Below are 23,981 nucleotides of genomic sequence, written 5' to 3' on the forward strand. Positions count from 1 at the left end.
ACGAGGTAAAAAATGAAATTAATAAAAAAGATTAGAATTGGGCTAACAGCAACAGTATTAGCAATCACTCCATTATCGACAGTTTTAGCTCAAGTACAACCAGTTTTGGCTGCTAAGAAGAGCGTTAAAAAAGCAAAAGGAACAGTTCAACTGCTAGAAGATGACTACGTTTATAACCAATTTGGTAATAAAATCAAAATTAAGCAAGACCCAACTTCAAAGGCCTATTTTATACCTGCAGACTTTAGGGTCGACAAAAAAGGCTTTGCCATGACAGATGTTAACAGCGTGAAGGATACTGGAGAAAATTATGGTACCTATCCTTATTATGGCACTAAGAAAATTAATGGTCGTACTTACTATCAGCTTGCCAACAACTATTATCTTGATGCAGCCGTCGTTATAAATCAAAATGGCAAAAACACAAAGAAAAACAAACTGATTTTAAATCACAATTCGTTTGTTTATAACAAAAATGGTCATGCCACAGGCAAAAAACTATTTAAAAAAGATATTGTGAGCTACCAAGGCAAAATTAAATCTGCAACTGAAACTCCAACATACTTTTTTTATGAAGATGATTCCGCACGACATTTAAAAATTGAATACTTGCCAACAGCCAAAATAAAAGGTAAAAACTTTTATTCATTGGGTCAAGGTCACTATATTAAAGCTGCTAATGTCGGCTATATTGATGGTCATGCGCAACGGTATAACGGCGTTGCCACCGCAATAGTGTTAACTAAGTCATCAACAACTACAGTCAACTATTCTTCTATTAAACGTACTCTTAAAAAGGGTCAGAAAATCAAAGTTGATCTAGCTGTGATTCCATATGCCAATGATGGTTTTGAAGGATATATTTTTAGACTACACGACCATCCAGATGAATATATTGATCAAAATAATGTTTCTTTAAAGGTAAACTTGCCAATCGTAAATTATGAAGATTTAACTTACACCTTTGTTCAGCCACTTTCTGGTGACACCGTCCAGCTTTACGATACTACTGGCAAATCAATCGGTAAAAGCATTAAAAAGCAAAAGTACAGGGACCTCACGGTTGATGGTCTAATGTATCTTTGGGTACCCGAGGAAAAGAAGGCCGAGTTATTTTATCACTGCCTAAATTATGAAAATTCCAGCGTTATCGATGCTAATAATTCAGCGACAACAAATTCTAGTTCCGCTCACCCTGTTGAAAAGCAAAAATTAAATTATGGCAACAACTTTATCAAGGCAAGTGATGTCAAATATATTAGCGGTATTAAATTAAACCCAATAAATACCGCTGCTCAGGCTGAAAGTGATCAAAAAACTGCCTCAGAAACTGATAAACAGGAACTGGCTAAACTAATCGATCAAGAAAAAGATAGAAAAATAAATAGTGCATACACAAACTTAAAAGCAAACTATGACAGTGCATTAACAAACGCTATTCTTATTCAAAAATCTGATAAAGCAACCGTTGCCGAAGTAAAGGAAGCTGTTTGGTATCTTAAAACAGCAAGCACGCAACTCACTACAATGTCTTATCCACTTGGTGACTAATTGGTTTATTGAAAATCAAAATATTAATAGTGCTAGTGCTGTGACAAGAAAGTGTGCATTATGATCACAGTGCAATTGCGTGGCTTTTAAAAGCAAGACTTTTTTAAAAAACAACTAAATAGTTAAAAAATCAATAGCAAAAACTATTGATTTTTTATTTTCCATAGAAATTAAACGGATTTCTCCTATCTTTATTCAAATTATAATGGTAAGATTATGAAAATTATTAAGGTGGCAAGAGCCGCTTTTGGAACCCTCAATGTAACTTGCACTAAGAATATCACTATTCCTAACGTAGGCAATCACGGATATGTAGTTCTAATAAGTAGAGCTTCTTCTAACATTTTGCCAACGTCTACTGTTTTTTTTAGCCTACTGCTGCATTTCAAATAGAAAGGGCTGACTAAGAATGGATGAAGTCAATCGAGATAACCTAATTTTGCTTTTAAAACAGAGCGTTAAAGATCTGTATGAGTATAAATGTGAAAAGTCAATAAATGGCGCATTATATATAGCAGTCTATTCTTTTGACAGCTTTCTGGATATGGTAAATATACTTGGCGCTATAGGTGCATATTTTAATGTTGATAAGAGAGAAAGTTTCGACGGCGTCCACGAATATGAATATGGCTTTACTATCAATGACTGCAAAGAAGATTTGAGCAAATATGTCTATAAGCCAAATAAGAAGCGTTAAAGCACATAAGAGTCCTAACTATTGGCAAAGTTAGTTTATTTAAGCGTCAGGTTACTATGTAACTTGGTGCTTTTTTATGATTAATTATGGCTAGAAATAAATGGAGATACAGTTTTTACTTACATTAATCTAGGCGTGACAATTTGCTGGTAAAAGTCATGGCAACCGACACGACCATGCAAAAAATTGCAATCACAAAAATTAAATGCACTTCATATCTTATTAGCACACCACTAAAGATTGACATAATCGGTCCAATTAGTCTTGTTAAAGATGTTGCGATTGAAGTTATTGTCCCCTTATAACGATTCGGTGTCTTAGACTGAATAACGGTAAAAAAGTTTGCCTGTGACCAAACACTACCAAATGAAACAATCGCATAGCCACAAGTTACCACGATAAATGACTTAACATTCAACATTAATACAAAGCCAAGAGCAATCATAATGCCAATTAATACCAGCTGCAAACCCAACTTTATTTTCTTGTTTAAGCGTAGATAGATAAAATTGCCGATAATACTAGCTATGGCTGCAATCGAAAAGAACACGCTAATCATGTTCACAGAAGTTTTCATTACTTGTCTTAGTAAAAACGTCAGCCATTGGAACCACCGCTTGAAAACCAATATTGGCCACAAAAAAGCTTATAATAATCCACTTAATAATGGGCTGCGAAAACAAAAAAGTCCAACCGTTCTTTGCGCTGCTTTTAAAAGATCGCTTATTTTCAAAATAGCCTGGTTCTCTATTTAAGGGTTCGTAATCTTTGACAACATAAGTTAAATAGCCGAAACTGAGTGCGTCTAGCAGAAAGCCTCCTGCATAATTAACTAAATTGATTATAATCGCCGCTATTCCCGGTCCAAAGGTTTTCTGAATAGCAGATATTAGTCCTACTTGTCCAGATACTGTTGACAGTTCATTATTGTCGACAGATTCTGCAATAAAAACTTGATAGCCTGTCCACGTAATTAAATCAAAAGTTCCAAATAGAAACACAGCTACTAAAATCCAAAAAATAGGGATATCTTTGATAATCAACAAGGGGGCACACACGACAAGGATTGCTTGCATGAGTAATGATATCAACATTACTTTTTTTCTTGGCCAAATATCAAATATTGGTCCAATAGTCAGACCAAACAATGCTGTAGGTAAATATTCCATTGCCGTTAAGAGCCCCATAATAATTGACGAATGAGTTTTTGATAGTAGTAGTAGCGGGATAGCGAAAATATAGAATTGATCACCTAAACCAGAAATAGCGTAACCAATTAACAATCTAGATTTTTGTGATCTTTTCTTCATTTTAGATTTACATATCTTTTCTATGAAACGCTGATTTTCAATCAACGCTATTCAAAGTTATTAGAATTAATTTGCTTAATTCACAACTATTCCAATAATCAAATTTAAATAATATCTTCTTTTTTATTCTCAAGCATTAATTTCCAGCCTGTCATGAAGTGCTGCTCACGCAAAGAACGCAAGTCTTTATAATCACTTTCCAGACTATCAATTGCGTCTTGTAATTTTTTATTTTGTTTACGCATTTGATTTAGTTCCGGATCATTAACCACGCCCTTGAGGTGCATAGTAGCTGCTAACTCACGGCGCTTTTGGTCGAACTCGCCTTTAAGCGTGGCCAGCGCATTTTCATACTTAACCAATTTTTGGTTAATTTTAGGAATTTGATCATTTAACTGAACAAACAATTCATAGGGCATGTTTGATTTAATGCGATTGCATTCTTGGCAAGATAAGATCAAGTTGTCAAAATCGTTATTATGCGATAACGATACTGGGTCCTTATGATCGACACTGCGACCACGCCGACCACAGTATTGACAGCGATAATGATACTTAGCCCGAATGCGCTCACGATCAATGTAGTCAACTTCATTTAGTTTAAAATCAACGTTTAGACCAAGTTTTTGCAAGTTTTCGGCAAAAGTTAGTTCCATACTAGGAACAAACTCAAGGCTGCCTTTCTCACTGTCAATCACGGCTTGATTAAAGTCTGGTCGTGGCAATTGCTGCTGAGCTAAGTCGTTGCCATCATAATCCTGGATAAAAGCTTCGTAGCGCTTGCGGTTTTCTTTTTTAGTAACGAAAAAGGGTGCAGATTGAACATTGGCATCGCTTAGGCCAATAAAAGTATAGAGTAAGCCCTGCGCAAAAATATTAACGGCAACATTGGCAAAATCGGCTGGTTGTTCTCCACGTTGAATACAGAGATCGCAAATACTGGTTAATTGCGGATTAACTAGTCCTTCTTGTTTAAAATGTCTGGAATTTATCCGTAATCCGCATGCACTGCACTGAAATTTCACTTAAAACAGCTCCTTTTGCCCTTAACTCATGTTTATGTTAATTTTACTCAAATTTAGATAATAAAAAAAGACGGATCACTTACATGATCTGTCTTTTTAATTCTTTACTAGCAGATTATTTGTTTTCGTCTGCTTTGGCCTTGTTCAAGAAAGCAACAACTGCTGCTACGTGAGCAACGCGCTTTTTACCGTTTTTCTTGTTCTTAGGTCTTTGGTTTGGTTCACAACCAGTGTTGTAATTTTCACCTTTACGCATAGTACTATACTTCCTTTCAGATTTTCGAAAATCTTATTCAGTTTAACACGTCAGACATAATGAGGCAAGTGACCGTTCATCAGCAGCTAATATTGGGAATCAAACAAAGAATTGTCATTGCAATTCAATATAAATAAGGCTAGCAATGATTAACTCTTGATATTGCTCTTCAATTTAATTATTCGATTACATTTCTGTGCAACCTGCTCATCGTGAGTAACTATCAAGACAGTCTTGCCCGCTTGGTTGAGTTCTAATAACAGTTGAAGGATTTCATCACGATTTTTACTATCTAAAGAACCAGTTGGCTCATCTGCTAAGACTAACTTACTAGGCTTAATTAGGGCGCGTGCCACTGCTATTCTTTGCTGCTGTCCTCCAGAAAGCTCATATATTTTATTTTGCTCATATTCAGCTAATCCAACTTTTTTGAGTGTTGCCTTAATTACATCCAACTTCTCTACTTTTTTCTGGTGAACATATTTTAATGCCAGCATTAAATTTTGCTCAACTGTTTCTTCTTCAATTAAGGCAAAGTTTTGAAAAAGATAACTGATTTTTTCTCTGATAATTTTTTGCGCCAAATTACTATTTGGTCTGACATTAGTATTTTCTTCAAACCTGTATTTGCCATCGTCAATATTATCAATTAGGCCGATAATATTTAATAAAGTGCTTTTGCCTGACCCACTGGGCCCGATAATTGCCACCATTTCTCCTTTATCAATTTGCAAATTAAAGTGATCAAATATTTTCTTAGTTCCAAAAGCTTTACAAACATTTTCCAGTTCAATCATGCTAGTCCTCCTTTAAGCAGAAATGACAAGTCCCGTGTTTCAATTAATCGTACTACTAAGTCAAATACTAATAAATCGATTAAAACTAACAAAGCTGCTAATAACAGTGAGATAATTGTTGCCTTTAAATAAACTAAAACCAAAATTTCGCTAATACCGAGACAAGAAATCAACAAAATTTCTATTTGATAGCGATCAACTTTGCGATAACCTAATAAACGTTCAACAGCTAGTTTCTTTTGCTTACTTGAGATGATGTATAACATTAGAAAAGTTGTCGTAAATAAATTAATAATAAAAATAGCGATTAAGCCTATTAAGAGTGCTTGTAATCCGCGATATGAAGAATCTAAACTAGTTGTTAGTATTTCGCTTACGGTCACAAACTTTAGCCCTAGCTGCTTAACTTGTGCATTTTGCACTGATTTTTCTAATACTCTTTTAGTCTGCTGATTATTTTCAATTTTAATTGGACTATTTTTATCGGTATTACTCAAGAATAAAGACTGTCCGTCTGTTATTCGCGATTCTTCCATGACTTCGATAATGGGATTAACAAATCGCTTTTTTAACCTTACATTGTAAGTAATTGGGCTGATTTTTTCATCGTAATATTTAATCTTTATTTTTACTTGCTCAGGTTTTAATTTTTCTTGTTGTTTACTAGCTAAATCGTTGTACCGATAGCACTGCAAAAGATACCTAATTTGCGAGTCAGCCCTGCGATACTTAATTGGTACTAAAAAAAAGTGGGAACTAGAATCTAAATATTTCTTTACTCGTGGTAACTTGGCATTGATAAAATTACGATTAACAGTCATCATAGCGTATTTGGCTGTTGGATTATGAATCGTGGCTTTTTCGGGTAAGATAGCCTTTGCAGTCGATATTTCGCTATCTACATAATAAACTCCCTTATTTTTAGCTATTGTCTTGAACCAATTGCTCATGATTTTTTCTGCTTGCTTTTCGTTAGTCTGAAAAAAAGAGCTAACAGAATTGACTGTTAGTAACTTGCCTTCTTTACTCCAATCCTGCTGCAACTGGTAGTCTGACCTTACAGATGTAATTGCATTTGAGACATTAACTAGTAAAACTGTCGAAGTAATCGTCATCATGACTTTTAAAATAAAGGCTAATTTAATGCCAAAACCAAAGTGAAAACTCCCCTTAAGCATATCTGCAATTGATAAGTGCTTAATAATAATATAAGTAAAAATATTAACTAATATATACAAACACAGAATTATTATCTGGCTTAATATACAGCAAAGTAAAAAGCCTTGCGGTTGATAAGAAAAAAGCACGAAAGAAATTAAATCAAGGCCAGTAGCAACAATAAGGATCGTCAAGATACCAAATTTGATCATATCAAATAAAATATCCCTATTATTCCAGCCATTTAACTTTTTAATGCCAATTGTACTTGATTGAGTAATCGGGTAATAGGTATTAACTAAAAGAAAGACTAAAATAGTCAACACCAAGAGAAATCCTAAAATAAGAATGTTCTTCGTAAAATATTCAAACTTATTCCCAATAGTTGGCTTTAGTAACTGCGCCCGGGAAACACCATAAAAACGAGTCAACTTCTTAAGAACAGCTTTTTTACTTGATTTTCCAGGGATAATGGTATACACGCCATCAACTATTTGCTTTTTTTGAAAATACCTATCCATACTTTGTAAAATTACTTTATTGTTTTTAGCAAAAACCGGAATTGTACCCTTTTGTGTCAATTTTTTTGTATTATAACTAGCATAAAAGCTCTTCTTGTCGGCCAAATCTATTTGCTTGAGCCGAAAGGAAGTTTTGGGAAAAGAATGTGGATTGACAATGACAGATTTTTCAACTATGTTATTCAGACTATTTGTTGTTAAAATAATTGATACGCCATCTTGCTTGGCCAAGTTTTTAAAAAAGGCCAGTTGATCACTAGGAGTTATTTGGCTGTCTTTTAGATAAATTTGGTATGAAGATTTTGTCTGTCCCATCCGAACTATTTGGTCATAATCTTTTACTTGATAAAAGCTAATAATCATCAGGTAAGTGAGGACTGTGACAACCATTAAACAGCCAGAAACTATCTTTTTCATCAGGAACCTCCTATAAAAAATAGGTGCAGTTAATAACCAACTACACCTATCAGGGTTAATATGAAGTTACGTATAAAATTTAATAAGTATTCCACCAATAAGACAAGCCTGTTGGAGGTATCTTATGGTATTCTGCATATGCAGTTTTTCGCTGTACTACGATATTTGTTCCCCTTATAAGAAACTGGCCCTACTGTTAATAAAGCGGCAGACATAGTTACAGCAGAAATGACTTTATTCAATTTCTTTTTATTCATAGCTTTCTTCTCCTTTGCTCTAAATATAAATTTAAAATAATTGAGAATTAGAAGCCCATGAATAACATGAATCTTAGCATAAATCATTTTATAACATCGCCATATTTTTATAATACATTATATATTATTTTTAGCAAGCGCTTTCTATATTTTTTATAAATATTTTATATTAATGTATATAAAATATTAGCTGATCTAATTAACTAAAGAATTTTCTCCAAAAAAAAGACAATCAAAACTGATTGTCTCCAACAATGGATTTAAATACTATAACTATACTTTTTAATGTTTATTTATTGTCATTGCGCCGTCAATAACACCACTATCATCTGACAAGCTCATTGCTGCATTTTTCACATCAACAACTAGGTCATTGCCAAGATATTGCATTTCAGCAGGACTAGTGTAAATCTTAAGACCAGCATTGTTTTCAACTTCAATTGAGAAATCAGGATCCTGTTTATCCAAAATTACAAATTGGAAACGTGAGCCAGCAGCACAAGAACCGCCAACATCAGAGTATTTGTTTGAACCATCATTCAAAGATAGCAAAACAATTTGACCGTCCTCAACTTGGTTTTTTACTTTATCTGCAGCAGCAGATTTAATATTAACATTAACTGTTTCTGAATTACTCATAATAAAAATTCCTCCTAATCAATGCCTGTTTCCTCAAGTATAGGGTGGAACAAGTTCAGAAGTCAAAAGTTATGTTTATGGGCCCTTTTTATCCGCTATTTATTTTATGGTTTTTTTTCTATCCAAATATTTATATTGCGTATACAGGAAAAAAAGCTCAAAATGGATATAGCAACTATAGATGATTGTAACTTGTGAAAGGGGACATTTTATGACCGTCTTAAAAAAGATCTTTAGCGATAAAATTCTGCAAATTACCGTTGTGGTGACGGTAATCAGTCTTTTCTTTGCTAGACCTCGGCTGGCGGATATTAACTTACACACAATCTTTTCTGTCGCCGCGATGTTAATTATTATTCAAATTTATGCTTACCTGCATGTTCTCGATGTACTAGCTTACAAATTAACTAGTATTGCTGATAACATGCGCAAGCTCAATATCCTGTTTACGCTACTGGCGATTATTTCTGGGATGTTTTTGGGTAATGACATAACAGCGCTTACATTAATTCCCTTATATTTAAACATTGCTAAAAGATGCGATTTACCGCAAATTCTACCAGTTACCTTAATCGGAATGGGAGCCAATATCGGGGCCGCATTTACTCCGTGGGGTAACCCACATAACATTTTTCTTGTTAGCAAATATTCCGTCACTGCATTAGAATTTTTCTCATGGTCACTGCCATACCTGCTTGCAGCTGTTGTGATTACTTTCATCATTTTTCACTTTATCCCCCAGAAAAAAATTCCCGTTCAGGACGTCAAACAGATTAATATCAGCGTACGCCCAACTGTGATCACTACCGCAGTTTTTGCTTTATTCTTTTTGGGTGTTTTCAAAGTTATTAACGTTGCAATCCCAATGATTGTAGCAGCTGTTTTAGCTTTAATAATTAATCCGCGCATTTTGTTAAAAATCGACTACGCCTTGCTGCTAACCTTTACTTGCTTCTTTATCTTTATTAGCGATATCCAGCAGATTCCAATGATTGTTACCCTGATTCACACCATGGTCAACTCTGAGACATCTACCTACTTTACTTCTATTATCTCTAGTCAAATCATTAGCAACGTTCCAGCAACCATTTTAGTCGGCAAGTTTACCACATTTGCCAAAGCCCTCTTTTTGGGATCAAATATCGGTGGCTTCGGTTCACCAATTGGTTCTATGGCCAATATGCTTGTTTTAAAAACTTTTACTCAAAATGCAACTGTTTCCCGCAGTGAATTTTTCAAAAAATGGCTATTAATGCAATACGCCGGTTTAATCATCTTGACACTAATTGGCTGGGCATTGATACTACTATAAAACTTAATAATTATTAAAGCTTTACCTGCAAATGCTGCTAAAGCTTTTTTTAATACTCAAGTTTAACTTTATCAGTTATAATTGAATAAAACATAAGGAGGAAAAATTATGTCAAATTCAACTTGGTTAATAATAATTATTGCGATTATTGTTATCCTGCTCATCGCAATTTATATTGCAATCTATAACGGCTTACAAAAAGCTAAAGTTTACACTGACGAATCTTGGAGCCAGATTGATGTGCAATTAAAGCGGCGCAATGATTTGATTCCTAATTTAGTTGAAACTACTAAGGGTTATGCCAAGCATGAAAGTGAAACTCTGGAAAGAGTTGTTCAATTGCGGAACCAGTTGACTGCTATTCCAAGTGATGATCATGCCCAAACGTTAAAGGTTTCTAACCAAATTTCTGATACTTTGAGATCAATCTTTGCTTTATCGGAAAATTATCCTGATTTAAAAGCTAACCAGAACTTTGCTCAACTGCAGGAAGAATTAACCAACACTGAAAATAAAATTGCTTATTCACGGCAACTTTACAATTCATCTGCAGCTCTTTACGATCAAAAGTTGTTAACTTTTCCTTCCAATATCGTTGCTAATATCCACGGATTCCGCAAAGTTGATTACTTACAAACGAGTGAAGCTGAAAAAGAAGTACCTAAAGTTAAATTTTAAGCAATAGGTCAATTTTATGTTATTTCAACAAATTGCCAGCAACAAACGCAAAACTACTGGCATCTTGATTTTATTCGTCATTATTCTCGCCTTAGTTGGTGCCGGATTAGGTTTTATCTGGGGCAATCGACCTTTATTAGGGGTTATTATTGCGCTTATTTTTAGTGCAATTTACATGTTAATTGTCTTGCCTAATCCCGCTAATATGGTTATGAGTCTAAATCATGCTCAAGAAATTCATGAACAAGATAACCCCGTTTTATGGCACATTGTTCAAGATATGGCGCTAGTCGGCAAAGTACCAATGCCACGCGTTTTTATTATCAATGATCCTAGTCCTAATGCTTTTGCAACCGGACGGGATCCAAACCATTCTGCGGTTGCTGTCACCCAGGGCTTACTTGACATGATGAATCGCGAGGAACTTGAGGGCGTTTTAGGTCACGAAATCTCACATATTAGAAATTATGATATCTTGGTTTCCACTATTGCAGCCGTACTGGTTGGTGTCATTTCATATTTATCAGGTATTGCCAGTCGCTATATTTGGTGGATTGATGATGATCGCGACAGTGATAACGATAATGGCAATACTATTGTCGTTATTTTCAAAATCGTGGCGATCATTTTTGTACTTATTTTAGGACCTATTTGTGCCAGTCTTGCTCAGATGGCTTTATCACGCAACCGTGAATATTTAGCAGATGCTTCTTCAGTTGAGTTGACCCGTAATCCTCACGGTTTGATTTCTGCTTTGACAAAAATTGACGGTTCTGACCCCATGAAAGCTGCTGATCCAAGTAGTGCTGGCATGTATATCGAAGATCCGCTACGTAAGCGGCATGGTCTTACCCACTTATTCGACAGTCACCCGCCTACAAGTGACCGAATTAAACGTTTAGAAAAAATGTAACTTAAAAAGGAGCGCTCTGCAAAATAGTCCGCTCCTTTTTTAATAAAAATATTGCTCTTACTTTAAATTGATATTGGCCTGTCTAAACAGTTCCGCACGCATTTGTACCGGCGTTTCATGGTAATATTCATTAAATTTTTTGTAAAAGAACGATTTACCGTTATAACCGACCCGCGCGATGATTTCTTTAACCGAAATGTCAGGTCGAGCAAGCAAATTGCGTGCCTCCTGCATGCGGCGTTCATCAACATGTTCAACAAAGCTCTTACCAGTTTTTTGCTTAACTAAACTGGAAAAGTAATTTGGGTTGAGTCCAAAGTGTTCTGCTGTTTCATTTAAAGTAATATCAGTATAATTTGCATCAATGTAACGCTCTAACGCCGTTTGCGCAAACTTATGTTGATTAACTGGCGCTGTTTCCAAGTCTTGATTTCTAATTGCCGTAATCACGAGTATCCGCAATTCTGCGGCAATAATACTGCGCGTAAAAAGATTGTGGTTTAAATATTCATCAATAACTTTTTTCATTAACTGACTCGGTCGCGACATTTGTGAGCAGCGCAAACTTAATAGTCTCTTAGTCTTGAGAATCTGAACAAGCTGTTCGGCTACTTTTTGTTCACGTGAATTGAGCGTTGCTTTTTCTCCCCAAAAATCCGCGCAATTAACCTTTGAACTAAATTCTAATTTGACCAAAAGATCATTTTTCCCTTGTTTTTCGACCTCATAGCCACATTTTTCTTGCAAAAACAGCAAATTACCCGCTTTTAAAGTTAAGTTTTGTCCGTTAATTTTAGTTTTTGCCATGCCTTCAGCTTCGTACAAAATTGTGGGATTGCTGGTTTGGTACCGGTGAATACCCGTATTATGATTTTCAAGGTAAACCCTAAACAGGTTAAAGGCCTTGTTTCCGGGCTTTAGCCGGACTTCATTCGTATCCGCATTAGTTGAATCCAATACACTTGCCAAATATTGTTCTAGCTTAACTGCTGCCATGATGTCACCTTCTAATTAGTAATTTATTTTCATAATTTTATTATATAGCAAAAAGCGCCGCTATTTATATGTTTTTAACATCTGTGATAGAAGTTGAGCCTTAAGTGCTATTAAGGGAGCCTAATTTGCCGCAACTAGACAAGAAAATTGCTTTTATGTATAATTGACCTGAAATATTGGGGTGCCATCTTGGCTGAGAATATACCCACTGAACCTGCTATGGATAATGCCAGCGAAGGGAAAAGTATTGAATTTTAACGTCGCCTGGCTTTTATGCCATGGCGACTTTTTTAGATTGGTTAAAAAATTGCTGAAAACTAAAAACCTTACTTTTTCATATGATGAAAAAAAGCCTATTTTGCAAGATGTTAATCTTAATATCCCGACGGACAAATTTTCCTTATTAATCGGGCCAACAGGTTGCGGTAAATCGACGCTATTAAAAATTTTAGCTGGCCTTTATCCTAAATATGCTGGTAAAGTTAGTGGAACTGTCGATCTTAATGGGCTTAAGAGTGCAATGATGTTTCAAAATGCTGGCGAACAATTCACAATGGCAACACCGCGTGAGGAGATCATTTTTGCACTTGAAAACCTGGAAATTGACCGTGAGCACTACTCAAAACGATTGCAAAAAGCAACTTCTTTTGCCCAGATCGACCAGCTGCTTGATCAAAAAATCAATACTATGTCTGGCGGTGAGCAACAACGAGTAGCCCTTGCTGTTTTAATTGCAATGGATGTCGATCTTTTTCTGCTTGATGAGCCTTTTGCCAGTTGCGACCCTGTTGCCCGCCAATTTTTAATTAAAAAGTTGGCTCATCTTCGTGATTTAGGAAAAACAATTATTCTAAGCGACCATGTTCTAGCCGATTATGAGGGTATTTGTGACTGTTTGTTTAAATTTACCGGTCACCAGGTTACTGCCTTAAGCACTGCCGAAAAAAAGCAGCTTCTTCGACAAAATGACCACCACGAGCTTTATTCTTTTGCCCTACCAACTAATGAAACAAGCTGCTTTGAACTTACTAATACCTTAATTAAGCAGAACCGGTTACTGTTAAAACAGGAGCACCTAAAGATTGTGGCAGGCAAAGCCACTTTAATTACTGGCCCTAATGGTGTGGGGAAAACATCGCTTTTCAATGCGCTAACCAAGATGCTCACATACACTGGTAGTTTGACTTACCGCCAAAAAGAAATTCGCAACTTGCGCATGCGAAAATATTTGCGTCAAGTCGGGCAGATATTTCAAAGTGCAAGTGATCAATTTATTAACGTTTCCGTTGAAGATGAACTTAACCTAAGTAAAAAAATGCGCACCAGCAACTTTTATTCCGATCAAAAAATTGCGAAAGAGGTGAAAGACCTTGATCTTGACCAGACACTAGACCAAGTCGTCTACTCACTTTCGGGCGGTCAACAAAAGAAATTACAAATTTTATTAATGCTAATTGCTGATCAAGACGTTTTATTAATTGATGAGCCCTTAAGCGGTTTAGATCACCAATCGGCACAAAAAGTAATGGGTCTGTTGCGCGAAAGCCAGGAAAAAAGGGGGCAGACACTTCTGATTATCAGCCATGAACTAACTAATTTGGCAGATTGGTGCGATTACCACCTTTTATTTGACCAGCAACAATTAACATACGTAGACAAGTGAGGCTTGTTATGAATCCCAGTTTTAAATTCATTGTCGCTTTAATTATTTCGGTTGAAATATCTTTTAAAACCAGCCTAATTACCAATGTGCTGATTATCGGCTTTTGCACGTGCTATTTGCTTTACTGCCACATGAAAGTTAAAAATCTCCTGTTAACTTTTACCGTACCATTAATTGCGGCCTTTACCGTGTTTGCCACACTCTACTGGTTTGCACCTCAGCCTAATTTAACCAACGCTTTAAGTCTTTCTAGCAGAATCTACGTTTACACGCTAACAATCTGCTGTGTCGCCCAAAAAACTAGTGCCGAAGAATTGGCACGTTCATTTGAACAGAATTTTCATTTACCTAGCAAATTCGCATACGGGGTCCTAGCAGCACTCAACATTATTCCACGCATGCAAACTGCCGTTAAACAAATTCGCACAGCGGCAATGATGCGTGGCGTTTATCTTAGTTTTTGGTCTCCCGGTCTCTATTTTAAGGCTATCCTAGTCGCGCTTAACTCGGCCGAAAACTTGGCACAGGGAATGGAATCGCACGGCTTTCGCGAAGATGCCAAGCGCTCGGTCATCGTGGCTGTTCCCGTCAAACGCAGCGATTGGTTATGGGCCGCCGGTCTTTTATTAGCCACTAACGTTGCCTTATTTACATTAAAATAATAAAAGAGCGGCAGTGATGTTTTAACCACCACTGCTGCTCTTTTTAGCTAGAGTTTATTGTGCCAAAGTATAACCTTCGACTTTTGCCTTAATTCCTTTATCAGCGCTAAAGAAGATTTGCGGTTGATTCTCGGTATAATAACGCTCTGAAAAGACCAATTCACCATCATTTAAGAAGAACTCAATCGAACTCGTATCAATGAAGATATGCAGTTTTAAGCTTGCGCTAGGCTGGAGATTACCATAGCGTTTATCATCCCCATCAGGTTTATCAGCGCGGATAACCGTTACTTGCCCAGTTTTTTTATTCCAAGTTAATGAAACCAAATCTTGCTGTTTGCTCTCAAGCGTAAAACTAATTTCATTACCCGACCAAGATGACGTATTGGCTTCAAAAAGCAGTTCACAATGTTGCGGATCCGGCGTCGTGACCTCAAGGGATGTTACCACTCCCTCTTCAGCCATAATTTTTTCAGTTCGCAAACTCATTAATTCAGTAATCGGCTTCATATACAAATGACCAGAAGCATAACTTAATTCCCGCGGAACTGTCAGCGCACCCGACCAGCCGTCGGCTTGTTCCGGGAAGTAGGCATTCCACATATCCATCCAGCCAATTAAAATCCGCCGATGATCTGGGGCAAGCATTGTTTGGACTGCATAAAAATCATGTCCATGGTCTAATTCTGTAAACGCCCCGTGAGTAAATATGTTCTGCTGATAATCCATTTTGCCACTAAAATAGCCTGTTTGAAACTCGTTTAAAAAGCGTAAACCATCGGATTCGATGCCTTGCGGCGAACACAATAAAATGTCGTGGTCTCCTAGTGTAAATAAATCGGGGCACTCCCACATAAAGCCCTCTTGCGCACTAGTTTGTGCGTTAGCAATTGGTCCCAAATATTCCCAGTCAAATAAATTTTCAGAGCGGTAAGTTAACGCCCGTCCTAAGCCATTTGCCGCCTGACTGCCTAAAATCATGTAATAATACTTGCCTTGACGCCATACCTTCGGATCACGGAAATGCTGCGTATTATCAGCTGGAGCAGCAGCAATGATTGGATTATGAGCATCTTTTTTAAAGTTAATGCCATCATCGCTATATGCAATATTTTGCGTTTCAGTAAACTGCGTATGATCATTCAGGTCATGATATTGGTGCCCTGTATAAATCAAATACAGCCGACCATCTTTCTCAATCGCACTACCTGAAAAACAAACATTTTGCTCGTCATCTGGTGCTAGGGCGATCGGTAACTCTTCCCAGTGCACTAAATCGCGACTGCGATAATGTCCCCAATGCATCGGCCCTTTTTGTGCGGAATAGGGATAATACTGGTAAAAAAGGTGGTAATAGCCTTTAAAAAACGAAAAGCCATTCGGGTCGTTCATCCATCCCCCCGGCGTAGAAACATGATACTTGAGGCGATAGCGCTCATTGGTAACTTTAACAGCTTCAGCCATTGCAAATTCCTTTCTAATCTAGCGGAATATCTTAATCACTGTCATTAAAACAGACTTTTTCATGTGATACAAACAATACAAAAGAGGCGCAGAAAAACTGTCCTCTTTTTGCTTAAGAATTATTTGTTTAATTCAATCATCAAGTTCCCGTGGCTTACCTCGGTTGCCGTATTTTTCCAAAATTTTGATCAATTGCTAGTACAAGCAATTTCTTTTTCCGGATTATTAAGACGATTGCACAATAAAACTTTATACCCCTGATTTGACAGTAAGTATTCAATGTCCTGAATCAATTCCGCATGAAACGGGATGCACATTTGACGGAAAATTAGGTCAACCGTATGTATTCTTTTCTTATCTACGGCTCTTGCTAAGTTATTAGGATAATATTCCAGCTTTTTCATTGCTGCCTGCACCTTATCCCGCGTTTCTTGGCTAATATATCTCCGATTATTTAAGACCTGGGATACTGTTGCAGTAGAAACATTAGCCTCCTGAGCGACTTCACGAATTCCGACTCTTTTCATACTAAAACCTATCTTAATTTAAATTTTGACTTCTTTTTTCGGCAAATTATCGAGCCTGAAAAATTAGCTTTTTGGCCCCAATTTGTCTTATTTATGGTATGGACTGCCACTAATAATCATAAAGCAGCGGTAAATTTGTTCAATTAGAACCACTCGCATTAGTTGATGAGGCATTGTTAGCTTTCCAAAGCTTAATAATTCATCCGCACGCTTATTCACAGCCTGGCTTGTACCAAGACTGCCACCAATGACAAAAGTTACGTCAGAGTGGCCGTAAGTAGCCAAATCCTTTAATTCCTGTGCAAATGCTTCACTAGTTCTTTCTTTGCCCTTAATTGCAGTGACATAAACATATTCCTTGTCCTTTATTTTATTAAGAATACGCTGACCTTCAAGTTCTTTAACCTTTTCTTGTTCAGCAGCACTAAGTTTTTCTGGTGCTTTTTCATCAGGTACTTGCACTAACTCAACTTTAGCAAAACGACTGAGCCGCTTTTGATACTCGGCAATCGCGTCTTTAAAATATTTTTCTTTTAACTTACCTACACAGACGATTTTGATATTCATGTTTTCTATTTTATCCCCTAATTCTCATTGTTTCCACCTTGTTTTTCCACAGTTGTGCACAAGCAAAAACTACATTTTGTGGTCATTTTTGTAAACAGACGGCTAATTTGTGTTTGTAAAAAATATTTTTAAAAAACCCACTGAAATTACCCACATGTACACTTTTCACAGTTAACATTCACAAACTTTACCCGTAAAACACTGATTTGACGCATTGAACAATTGTTTGAATTATCAACTTTTTACTAATATTTACACACAAGTCACAGGTTTTCCACAGTGAAACGAAAACACTTTACCCCATTTTATGCACAATCCACAAAGTTTTCCACAGTTATCAACAAGGAAAAAGCAAGTCTTTTTTTCTTGACAGAAATAAAAGACGAACTATTTAATGTTTCTCATTATTTTTATTAGTAAAAAGGCCATACTTGTAGCTAAAATCGCCAAGTATAGCCTTTTTTATCTTCAATTAATGAATATTATCAAGATTAATTTGCTTCAAGTTTTGCATGTAAATTAATTTCTTTTCCACCGCGGTTAACCGTTAAAGTCACCGTATCACCGATTTTATGATTATACAAAATGGTGTGTAACGATGCAACATCAGTAATAACCTTATTGTCAACTTTTATTATTACATCGCCAACTTTAACTCCTGCATTAGCTGCCGCACTATTTTTATTCACACCCGCAATGTAAATGCCACTCTTCAGGTTGGACTTAATATTGAGGTGTTTACGGTAGCTTGAAGGAATTCCTTGCAGTGCAATTACTTTGATTCCAAGCTGCGGCCGAACAATTTTACCCTTCTTTACCAGTTGGTTAACAATGTTTACAACCTCATTAGATGGAATAGCAAAGCCCATTCCTTCAACGGAAGTCCCATCACTTGATTGCGATAGTTTCATCGAGTTGATTCCAATGACCTGACCAGCAGAGTTAACCAGTGCCCCACCGGAATTACCCGGATTAATTGCGGCATCAGTCTGAATAACTGTTTGCTGGTTGGCTGATGAAGAGGTAATACTACGCGCTGGTGCCGAAATAATCCCCTGGGTGACTGTGGATGCATATTCGCTTCCTAATGGTGAGCCAACCGCAATAACAGTTTGCCCGGCTTGTAAGCTCTTGGAATCGCCAAATTCAGCCGTTTGCGTTACGTATTGCCCATCAATTGCTAAAACAGCTAAGTCAGTCGTAGCATCGGTTCCGACAATTCTAGCGTTCACAGTTTTACCGTTCGACAACATAACCTGAACTTTATCACTGCCAGAAACAACGTGATTATTAGTAACAATGTAGCCCTTGTTATTTGACTTCATATAGATAACACCTGAGCCTTCGCTGTATGTTTGCAGCCGGCCCTTGCCTCTAGCATTATCATCTTTGTCATCACCGAAAATATCAAAGATCGAATTGCTGCTACTGCTTGATTGCCGTTTCAAATTGATAACGGAAACAACAGCACCCTTCACGTCATTATATGCCGGCGTCATTACACCACTAGTTTTTGCACTATTTTTCGACGTTTTTGCACTATTAGAACTAATAGTCGTCTGTGCATTATTATTCAGATTTGCATTGTTAATTTGATCCAGGGCAACATAGGAAGCGCCGCCCCCAATTAAACCTGCGACAACACCAACAATGGCAGTTTTAACCAGACCATTTTGCTTGCGTCCAGAATTTCGATTGTCCATTTGTAATCTCCTTTACATATCTTTGTTTAGTATACTGAAAAAAATGTGCTTATTTTTTTAAATTTGTTCTAAATTAGTCGGCTCGTCTGGACCCGTTAACATAATTTTAACATCACTTGGTAAATTAGCATCGCCATTGACTAGGATTTGCTTAGCGGCATCGTAGGCCAACTTAGCTGTATTATTGTGCTGACTGCGATGTGCTAAAAAAATATGTTTTGTTTTATTAGAAACCACATCAAGTAGTGCTTGCCCCGCATCTTCATTGGATAAGTGGCCGACATCAGACAAAATTCGCTGTTTTAAAGACCATGAATACGGACCATTACGGAGCATCATATCATCATAATTAAATTCCATCATATAAGCATCGGCATCTTCAATTACCGCTTTGACTTTTTGCGATACATAACCTGTATCCGTCAAAAAGGCCATCCTTTTGCCAGCACTAGAAAAGACGTAATACTGCGGTTCGGCAGCATCATGGCTAGTGGCAAAAGCAGTCACGTCAAGATCACCAAAAGTCTTCGTTTGTCCGGGTTCAATAATATTCATTTGCTGGACGGGAATCTGACCAATTTTGTGCGACTCACTTAAATATTCCCATGTTCCACTGTTGGCAAATGCCGCAATTTTCGGATAGCGGCGCATTAATACCCCAAGTCCTTTACTATGATCAGAATGATCGTGGCTTAAAAAGGCCATATCAATGTCGTTAATATCAACTCCTACTTCTCCTAATAACGTTTTGATTTTCTTACCAGATAAGCCAGCATCCATCAAGATTTTATGCTGGCCAGTTTCAATCAAACTGGTATTACCAGTCGATCCACTAGCTAAAACAGAAACCCGCACACCAATTTTCCCTTTCTAATTTTTCTGGACATTATACGAGCTACTTTGCAAAATTTGCGCTGTAAAAGCATTAACCCGTTTAACCGTAATATTTTTGGTTGCTTTGCTTTCGACTAAAATCAACCAGGTAGGAAGCATTATGGTGCTGCCACGTACTTCAGTCAATTTAGAATAGCCCAATTTTACTTGAATTACCCGCGAGTTATTACTGATTTCACGGTCAGTATACATGGCCTTCACGGCATGCCATGGGCTAATAATTAGTTGCGATTCACGCACAGAACTAATCGGTCCCATGTAAGAAAGCGTGTAATTAGTAATCTGATTATTATGCACATTAATTGTCAATTGTGCATCACCATCATAAATTTGACCATAAGACGTCTTTTGCACATAGCAGTATGTATCATCCCCCGACATACTTTGGTCGTACACAAACTTTTTCCCATAAGGAACATTTTCCGGGTCATTTTTAAAATCTTCTAGCTGCTGCAAGATTTTTTTCCGATTACCATTGAGTAGTATTACAGCCTTAGGCGTACCCGTTAAAGAATTGTCCGCTTTTGAATAATGGGTTGTCACTTGCGTTAAGCCATCAGTTTTGCGGGAAAGATAGTCCCGATTTTTTGCTGCTAAATAATAGCCTGACTGCTGCTTATGTGACAAATGCAGGGGAAGGTCAATTCCATCTGCCCGCATTTCCGCTCTAATACTGGTAGAAGTCGTTCCTGCAGTCGAACTTAGACTAATCGGTGAGCGCCAGATTTCGATTCCCAGGTAAAGGTCAATTAATAGGAAAACAACGAAAAATAGCCATTCAATTCTTTTTCTATCCATAATTACTTACCTTCTCCCTGACTTTTCACCGCTAGCTTATTAAAATCTTGCTTTTCCCATTCTTGCGCACTCTTCCACTGGTCGTAGGCTTTAATGTAATATGTTGGAATCAAGTTGACCAAGCTATCATGACTATGATCTTTTTCAATTCGATATGCCACAATTATTCGTTGAATTTCCGTCTTTTTTAAACCGGCATTAACCAGACGCTGGATCACCGTGCCAGTAGCAGGCAGTGTCCGCGTTTGCCCATCATATGGAATGGGAATTTGCAGTTCTAAATTGCTAAAGGCAACTTCTTCGGTATCTTGCGTCAATTTTGTGCTGACCTGAGGGCTGTGTTTTCCCATGAAAACAGGCATGCCTTCAATGTAATTGCTATAGCTTAGCTTGTCCTTGGTTGTATCAAAATAACGCAAGTCCTGCTCACTTAGACCTAATTTGTGCACATACTCAACACTATTAATCAAGCGGTCATTTTCACTTAAATTTTTCTGCTTTTCATAACGGGTATAAAGCATGTCATGTCGGCCGGCTTTAGCATCGGGTACCCGCAATTTGGTGTAATAATTGAGTGAATACGTGGTCCACCCTTTTTTATTATTGCTTGAGGTAACATTTGCTGTACCTAATAAGCGCGAAACAAAATAAGAATCAGTCTGGGTATTGGTCAAGTAACTATAAACCCGCCAGTTTTCAGGTTGATCATAAAAAGTTTCGTAACTATTTTTCATCCGCACAAATTTAACCGGTTTTTTAGCTCGTGACTTAGCGGCATATTCACGCAAGCGATTAAAGTTAGCATTAGCTATTTCAACGCGATAGATCGTTGTCGTTTTATCATTGCCAAGGTATAAGACATCATTATTTGGCGAGATAAATGAGCGCCGGAACGTTTGATCCGTACTTTTTAAATTTTTCTTCGTAAACAAATTCACACTGACTTCATTAGGAAAAGTCAATTGCAAATACTTAGGGTCATTGAGCATCGCTTCATATTCTTTTTGACTGGAGCTAACTTCTCTAATGTTTTTATATTTTACTTTTTTTAGGTCTTTAATATATTCGAGTGGTAAGTTCTTTTTGGCATCATATAAGCGGTATGGCTGCCCATTTTTAAAGCCGTAAGCACTGGTCGGCAAATAAAGATTATAGATGATCCGGCTTCGACGACTGCGTGAATTTTGACTAACATTATTAGTTTGATCAATTCGACTAAAATATTGATCATTAGTCATAATAAAAATCCACAAGACGATTGAAAGGGCGAAAACGATAAAAGTACCGGCTGTTAATAATATTTCGCTAAACTTAAACCTAGACTTCATCCCAATCATCCCCTTCACTCATCGGTTCATATGGTAAAGCAATATAGAAGGTGGAACCTTTGCCTTCGCTACTATTAGCCCAAATCTTACCATGGTGTTCTTCCACAATTTCTTTTGCAATGGCTAACCCTAAGCCAGTACCACCTTGTTCACGGGAACGCGCCTTGTCAACCCGGTAAAAACGATCAAAGATTTTAGAAAGATCTTCCCGCGGAATCCCCAAGCCTTGATCAGCAATGCTTAAAATGATCTGTTGCCGTTCTTGGCGCAATTTAATCGTAATCACACCACCATCAGGCGAATACTTGATTGCATTATTCATAATATTATCAATAACTTGGGCAAACTTATCGGTATCTATTTCAACCCATAATGCCTGCGAGCTTAGATTTCGCTTTATGGTATATTTCTTTTTGCCTTCTTTAGTGTCTGTTTTTACAATCATGTCAAAGCGATCAAGAATATGAGACACGAAGTCATTAAAGTTGACCCATTCAACGTCTACTTTTGATACCCCACGATCCATGCGAGACAAGCTCAAAAGTTCATTAATCATCCGGATCATTCGCTCAGTTTCTTCTTGGGTAACCTGTAAGAACTGCGGCGCAATCTTAGGATCCTTCCATGCTCCCTCATTCAGGGTTTCAATATAGGCGTGCAGGCTCGTAAGCGGCGTACGCAATTCATGCGAAACATTGGATACGAATTGCTTTTGGGAATTTTCATTCTTTTGCTGCTCAGTAATATCGTGTAAAACACAAACACTACCAGAAACAAAGCCCGTCACTCTTTTAATCAGTGAAAAACTAGCATGTAAAATCACTTCATCGCGTGTGCCCTGATTAACAGTTAATACAATACCTTTTTGACTGGCTATTAAATCCTGCGAGGTTTCATCTAAGCCCAGAACGGAGGCGATTGGCTTATTAATAATTTGGTCCTCGGTGGTATTCAGAAAACTAAGTGCCATTTGGTTAACAACATTAACATTACCGTGTCGATCAGTCGCTAAAACCCCGTCACTCATGTGAGACAAAACGCTATCCAGCCTTCGCTGTTCACTTTCAGACTCTTCTTGTGAGCGCTCGATTCTGACAGACAATGTATTAAAAGCTTGCCCCAATTGTCCTAATTCATCATTAGAATATATTTTTACCTGACTAGAATAATCACCGTCAGCAATATTTAGTGCTTGGCTCTGCATCTCTTCAATTGGTTTAGTAATCGCATGCGACACGACTAAAGACAAGATGGCACCCATCACAGCGGCAATCAAAGAAGTGACCAAAAACATTAATGAAATGTTGCGTAGGTCATTAAAAACGCCCTGCATTGACGCTCGAACGTAAATTGCGCCGACAGTATTAGCCGAACCGTTACCGGCAGTAAGCGGTGTTACCTGAATCATAAAATCGCCGTGGTCATTAATTACCTTAGTTGCTTGCCTGCCCGTTGAGGTAACCTGCTTGACCAACGTATTATTGACCCGCTGTCCAATGCGCTTTTTATCATTTAGATTAGACACAGCCCGAATAATATCTTTATTATCAACAACAATAATTTCACTAATTGTGCCGATTCCATTGCTATAATCGCCAACAATCCGGTTTAAATTGCTGTTTGTATGCCGGTCGTCTTTTAAGAGCTGTGCGGACAACTGGTTGCTGACAATAGGAAGCACTTGAATTGAAGATTGAAAGTTTTCAATACTATTTTGTTCTAATTGGCGTGTAAAATAAGCCCCAATTACTTCAATTGTGGCAATGATCATCGCCATAAAGACAATGGCTAAAGTCGTATTAATCGAAATTGTTAAATGTTTAAACTTATTTTTTAGTTTCTTCATCT

Annotated in this window: 22 protein-coding genes, 1 pseudogene and 1 riboswitch; of the genes and pseudogenes, 7 read left to right on the forward strand and 16 right to left on the reverse strand. The window is 37.2% G+C overall.

Going from position 1 to position 23,981, the window contains the following annotated elements; genetic code table 11:
- Positions 1-12: 12 nt before the first annotated feature.
- Together J3U73_RS06855 and J3U73_RS06860 are read left to right on the forward strand one after the other, a co-directional pair.
- Positions 13-1,551: an SLAP domain-containing protein gene (locus J3U73_RS06855; protein WP_267409960.1), complete on the forward strand. Its 1,539-nt coding sequence runs from the start codon at positions 13-15 to the stop codon at positions 1,549-1,551.
- A 409-nt stretch (positions 1,552-1,960) separates the two neighbouring features.
- Positions 1,961-2,248 carry a hypothetical protein gene (locus tag J3U73_RS06860; protein WP_267409961.1) on the forward strand — a complete coding sequence of 96 codons (288 nt, stop codon included), beginning with the start codon at positions 1,961-1,963 and terminating at the stop codon, positions 2,246-2,248.
- A 124-nt stretch (positions 2,249-2,372) separates the two neighbouring features.
- Here the strand turns inward: J3U73_RS06860 and J3U73_RS10910 are convergent.
- The 7 genes and pseudogenes from J3U73_RS10910 to J3U73_RS06900 form a co-directional block, all read right to left on the reverse strand.
- Positions 2,373-3,558: pseudogene (locus J3U73_RS10910) on the reverse strand (MFS transporter).
- A gap of 104 nt (positions 3,559-3,662) precedes the next feature.
- On the reverse strand, positions 3,663-4,583 hold the full coding sequence (locus tag J3U73_RS06875) for an HNH endonuclease (RefSeq protein ID WP_267409966.1): 921 nt from the start codon (positions 4,581-4,583) through the stop codon (positions 3,663-3,665).
- 115 nt (positions 4,584-4,698) lie between these two features.
- Complete coding sequence (locus tag J3U73_RS06880; protein ID WP_090094091.1) at positions 4,699-4,839, reverse strand: hypothetical protein; 141 nt, start codon at positions 4,837-4,839, stop codon at positions 4,699-4,701.
- 149 nt (positions 4,840-4,988) lie between these two features.
- On the reverse strand, positions 4,989-5,636 hold the full coding sequence (locus tag J3U73_RS06885; protein WP_267409968.1) for an ABC transporter ATP-binding protein: 648 nt from the start codon (positions 5,634-5,636) through the stop codon (positions 4,989-4,991).
- Positions 5,633-7,732 (reverse strand): hypothetical protein, encoded by a 2,100-nt coding sequence (locus tag J3U73_RS06890; RefSeq protein ID WP_267409970.1) that lies wholly within the window; start codon positions 7,730-7,732, stop codon positions 5,633-5,635. The genes J3U73_RS06885 and J3U73_RS06890 overlap by 4 nt, the downstream gene beginning before the upstream one ends.
- 122 nt (positions 7,733-7,854) lie before the next feature.
- A complete protein-coding gene (locus tag J3U73_RS06895) occupies positions 7,855-7,989 on the reverse strand; it encodes a hypothetical protein (RefSeq protein ID WP_267409971.1) in 135 nt (44 codons plus the stop codon).
- Positions 7,990-8,271: 282 nt separating this feature from the next.
- Entirely contained in the window at positions 8,272-8,628 is a 357-nt protein-coding gene (locus J3U73_RS06900; protein ID WP_267385591.1) for an iron-sulfur cluster biosynthesis family protein, read from the reverse strand.
- A 211-nt stretch (positions 8,629-8,839) separates the two neighbouring features.
- Here J3U73_RS06900 and J3U73_RS06905 point away from each other — a divergent pair, with 211 nt between their 5' ends.
- From J3U73_RS06905 to htpX, 3 genes are all read left to right on the forward strand, one after another.
- A complete protein-coding gene (locus tag J3U73_RS06905; protein ID WP_103752751.1) occupies positions 8,840-9,940 on the forward strand; it encodes an SLC13 family permease in 1,101 nt (366 codons plus the stop codon).
- A 108-nt stretch (positions 9,941-10,048) separates the two neighbouring features.
- Positions 10,049-10,618: a LemA family protein gene (locus tag J3U73_RS06910; protein WP_103752750.1), complete on the forward strand. Its 570-nt coding sequence runs from the start codon at positions 10,049-10,051 to the stop codon at positions 10,616-10,618.
- A 16-nt stretch (positions 10,619-10,634) separates the two neighbouring features.
- On the forward strand, positions 10,635-11,531 hold the full coding sequence (gene htpX / locus J3U73_RS06915; protein ID WP_220268966.1) for a zinc metalloprotease HtpX: 897 nt from the start codon (positions 10,635-10,637) through the stop codon (positions 11,529-11,531).
- Positions 11,532-11,588: 57 nt separating this feature from the next.
- Here the strand turns inward: htpX and J3U73_RS06920 are convergent, their stop codons facing one another.
- On the reverse strand, positions 11,589-12,527 hold the full coding sequence (locus tag J3U73_RS06920) for an AraC family transcriptional regulator (RefSeq protein WP_220268965.1): 939 nt from the start codon (positions 12,525-12,527) through the stop codon (positions 11,589-11,591).
- 167 nt (positions 12,528-12,694) lie between these two features.
- Positions 12,695-12,785, forward strand: a riboswitch (TPP riboswitch).
- Positions 12,786-12,834: 49 nt separating this feature from the next.
- On the opposite strand from J3U73_RS06920, the gene J3U73_RS06925 reads away from it, so the two are divergent.
- Positions 12,835-14,190, forward strand: a complete 1,356-nt coding sequence (locus J3U73_RS06925) for an ATP-binding cassette domain-containing protein (RefSeq protein ID WP_267410009.1) — start codon at positions 12,835-12,837, stop codon at positions 14,188-14,190.
- An 8-nt stretch (positions 14,191-14,198) separates the two neighbouring features.
- Positions 14,199-14,852: an energy-coupling factor transporter transmembrane component T family protein gene (locus J3U73_RS06930; RefSeq protein WP_267409972.1), complete on the forward strand. Its 654-nt coding sequence runs from the start codon at positions 14,199-14,201 to the stop codon at positions 14,850-14,852.
- 54 nt (positions 14,853-14,906) lie between these two features.
- Here the strand turns inward: J3U73_RS06930 and J3U73_RS06935 are convergent, their stop codons facing one another.
- From J3U73_RS06935 to walK, 8 genes are all read right to left on the reverse strand, one after another.
- On the reverse strand, positions 14,907-16,316 hold the full coding sequence (locus J3U73_RS06935) for a glycoside hydrolase family 32 protein (RefSeq protein WP_267409973.1): 1,410 nt from the start codon (positions 16,314-16,316) through the stop codon (positions 14,907-14,909).
- A 188-nt stretch (positions 16,317-16,504) separates the two neighbouring features.
- Positions 16,505-16,843: a LacI family DNA-binding transcriptional regulator gene (locus J3U73_RS06940; RefSeq protein ID WP_267409974.1), complete on the reverse strand. Its 339-nt coding sequence runs from the start codon at positions 16,841-16,843 to the stop codon at positions 16,505-16,507.
- An 87-nt stretch (positions 16,844-16,930) separates the two neighbouring features.
- On the reverse strand, positions 16,931-17,410 hold the full coding sequence (gene rlmH / locus J3U73_RS06945) for a 23S rRNA (pseudouridine(1915)-N(3))-methyltransferase RlmH (RefSeq protein WP_220268961.1): 480 nt from the start codon (positions 17,408-17,410) through the stop codon (positions 16,931-16,933).
- Positions 17,411-17,901: 491 nt separating this feature from the next.
- Positions 17,902-19,113 (reverse strand): S1C family serine protease, encoded by a 1,212-nt coding sequence (locus tag J3U73_RS06950; RefSeq protein WP_103752744.1) that lies wholly within the window; start codon positions 19,111-19,113, stop codon positions 17,902-17,904.
- Positions 19,114-19,170: 57 nt separating this feature from the next.
- Positions 19,171-19,968 (reverse strand): MBL fold metallo-hydrolase, encoded by a 798-nt coding sequence (locus tag J3U73_RS06955; protein WP_267409975.1) that lies wholly within the window; start codon positions 19,966-19,968, stop codon positions 19,171-19,173.
- A gap of 15 nt (positions 19,969-19,983) precedes the next feature.
- Positions 19,984-20,805 (reverse strand): two-component system regulatory protein YycI, encoded by an 822-nt coding sequence (locus tag J3U73_RS06960; RefSeq protein WP_220268959.1) that lies wholly within the window; start codon positions 20,803-20,805, stop codon positions 19,984-19,986.
- Positions 20,806-20,807: 2 nt separating this feature from the next.
- Positions 20,808-22,142, reverse strand: coding sequence for a YycH family regulatory protein (locus J3U73_RS06965; RefSeq protein WP_267409977.1), 1,335 nt, complete (start codon positions 22,140-22,142; stop codon positions 20,808-20,810).
- Positions 22,123-23,979, reverse strand: a complete 1,857-nt coding sequence (walK, locus tag J3U73_RS06970) for a cell wall metabolism sensor histidine kinase WalK (protein WP_220268957.1) — start codon at positions 23,977-23,979, stop codon at positions 22,123-22,125. The genes J3U73_RS06965 and walK overlap by 20 nt, the downstream gene beginning before the upstream one ends.
- Positions 23,980-23,981: the final 2 nt, after the last annotated feature.

The organism is Lactobacillus sp. B4005 (assembly GCF_026536045.1).
In the GTDB taxonomy this organism is placed as follows: Bacteria; Bacillota; Bacilli; order Lactobacillales; family Lactobacillaceae; genus Lactobacillus; species Lactobacillus panisapium.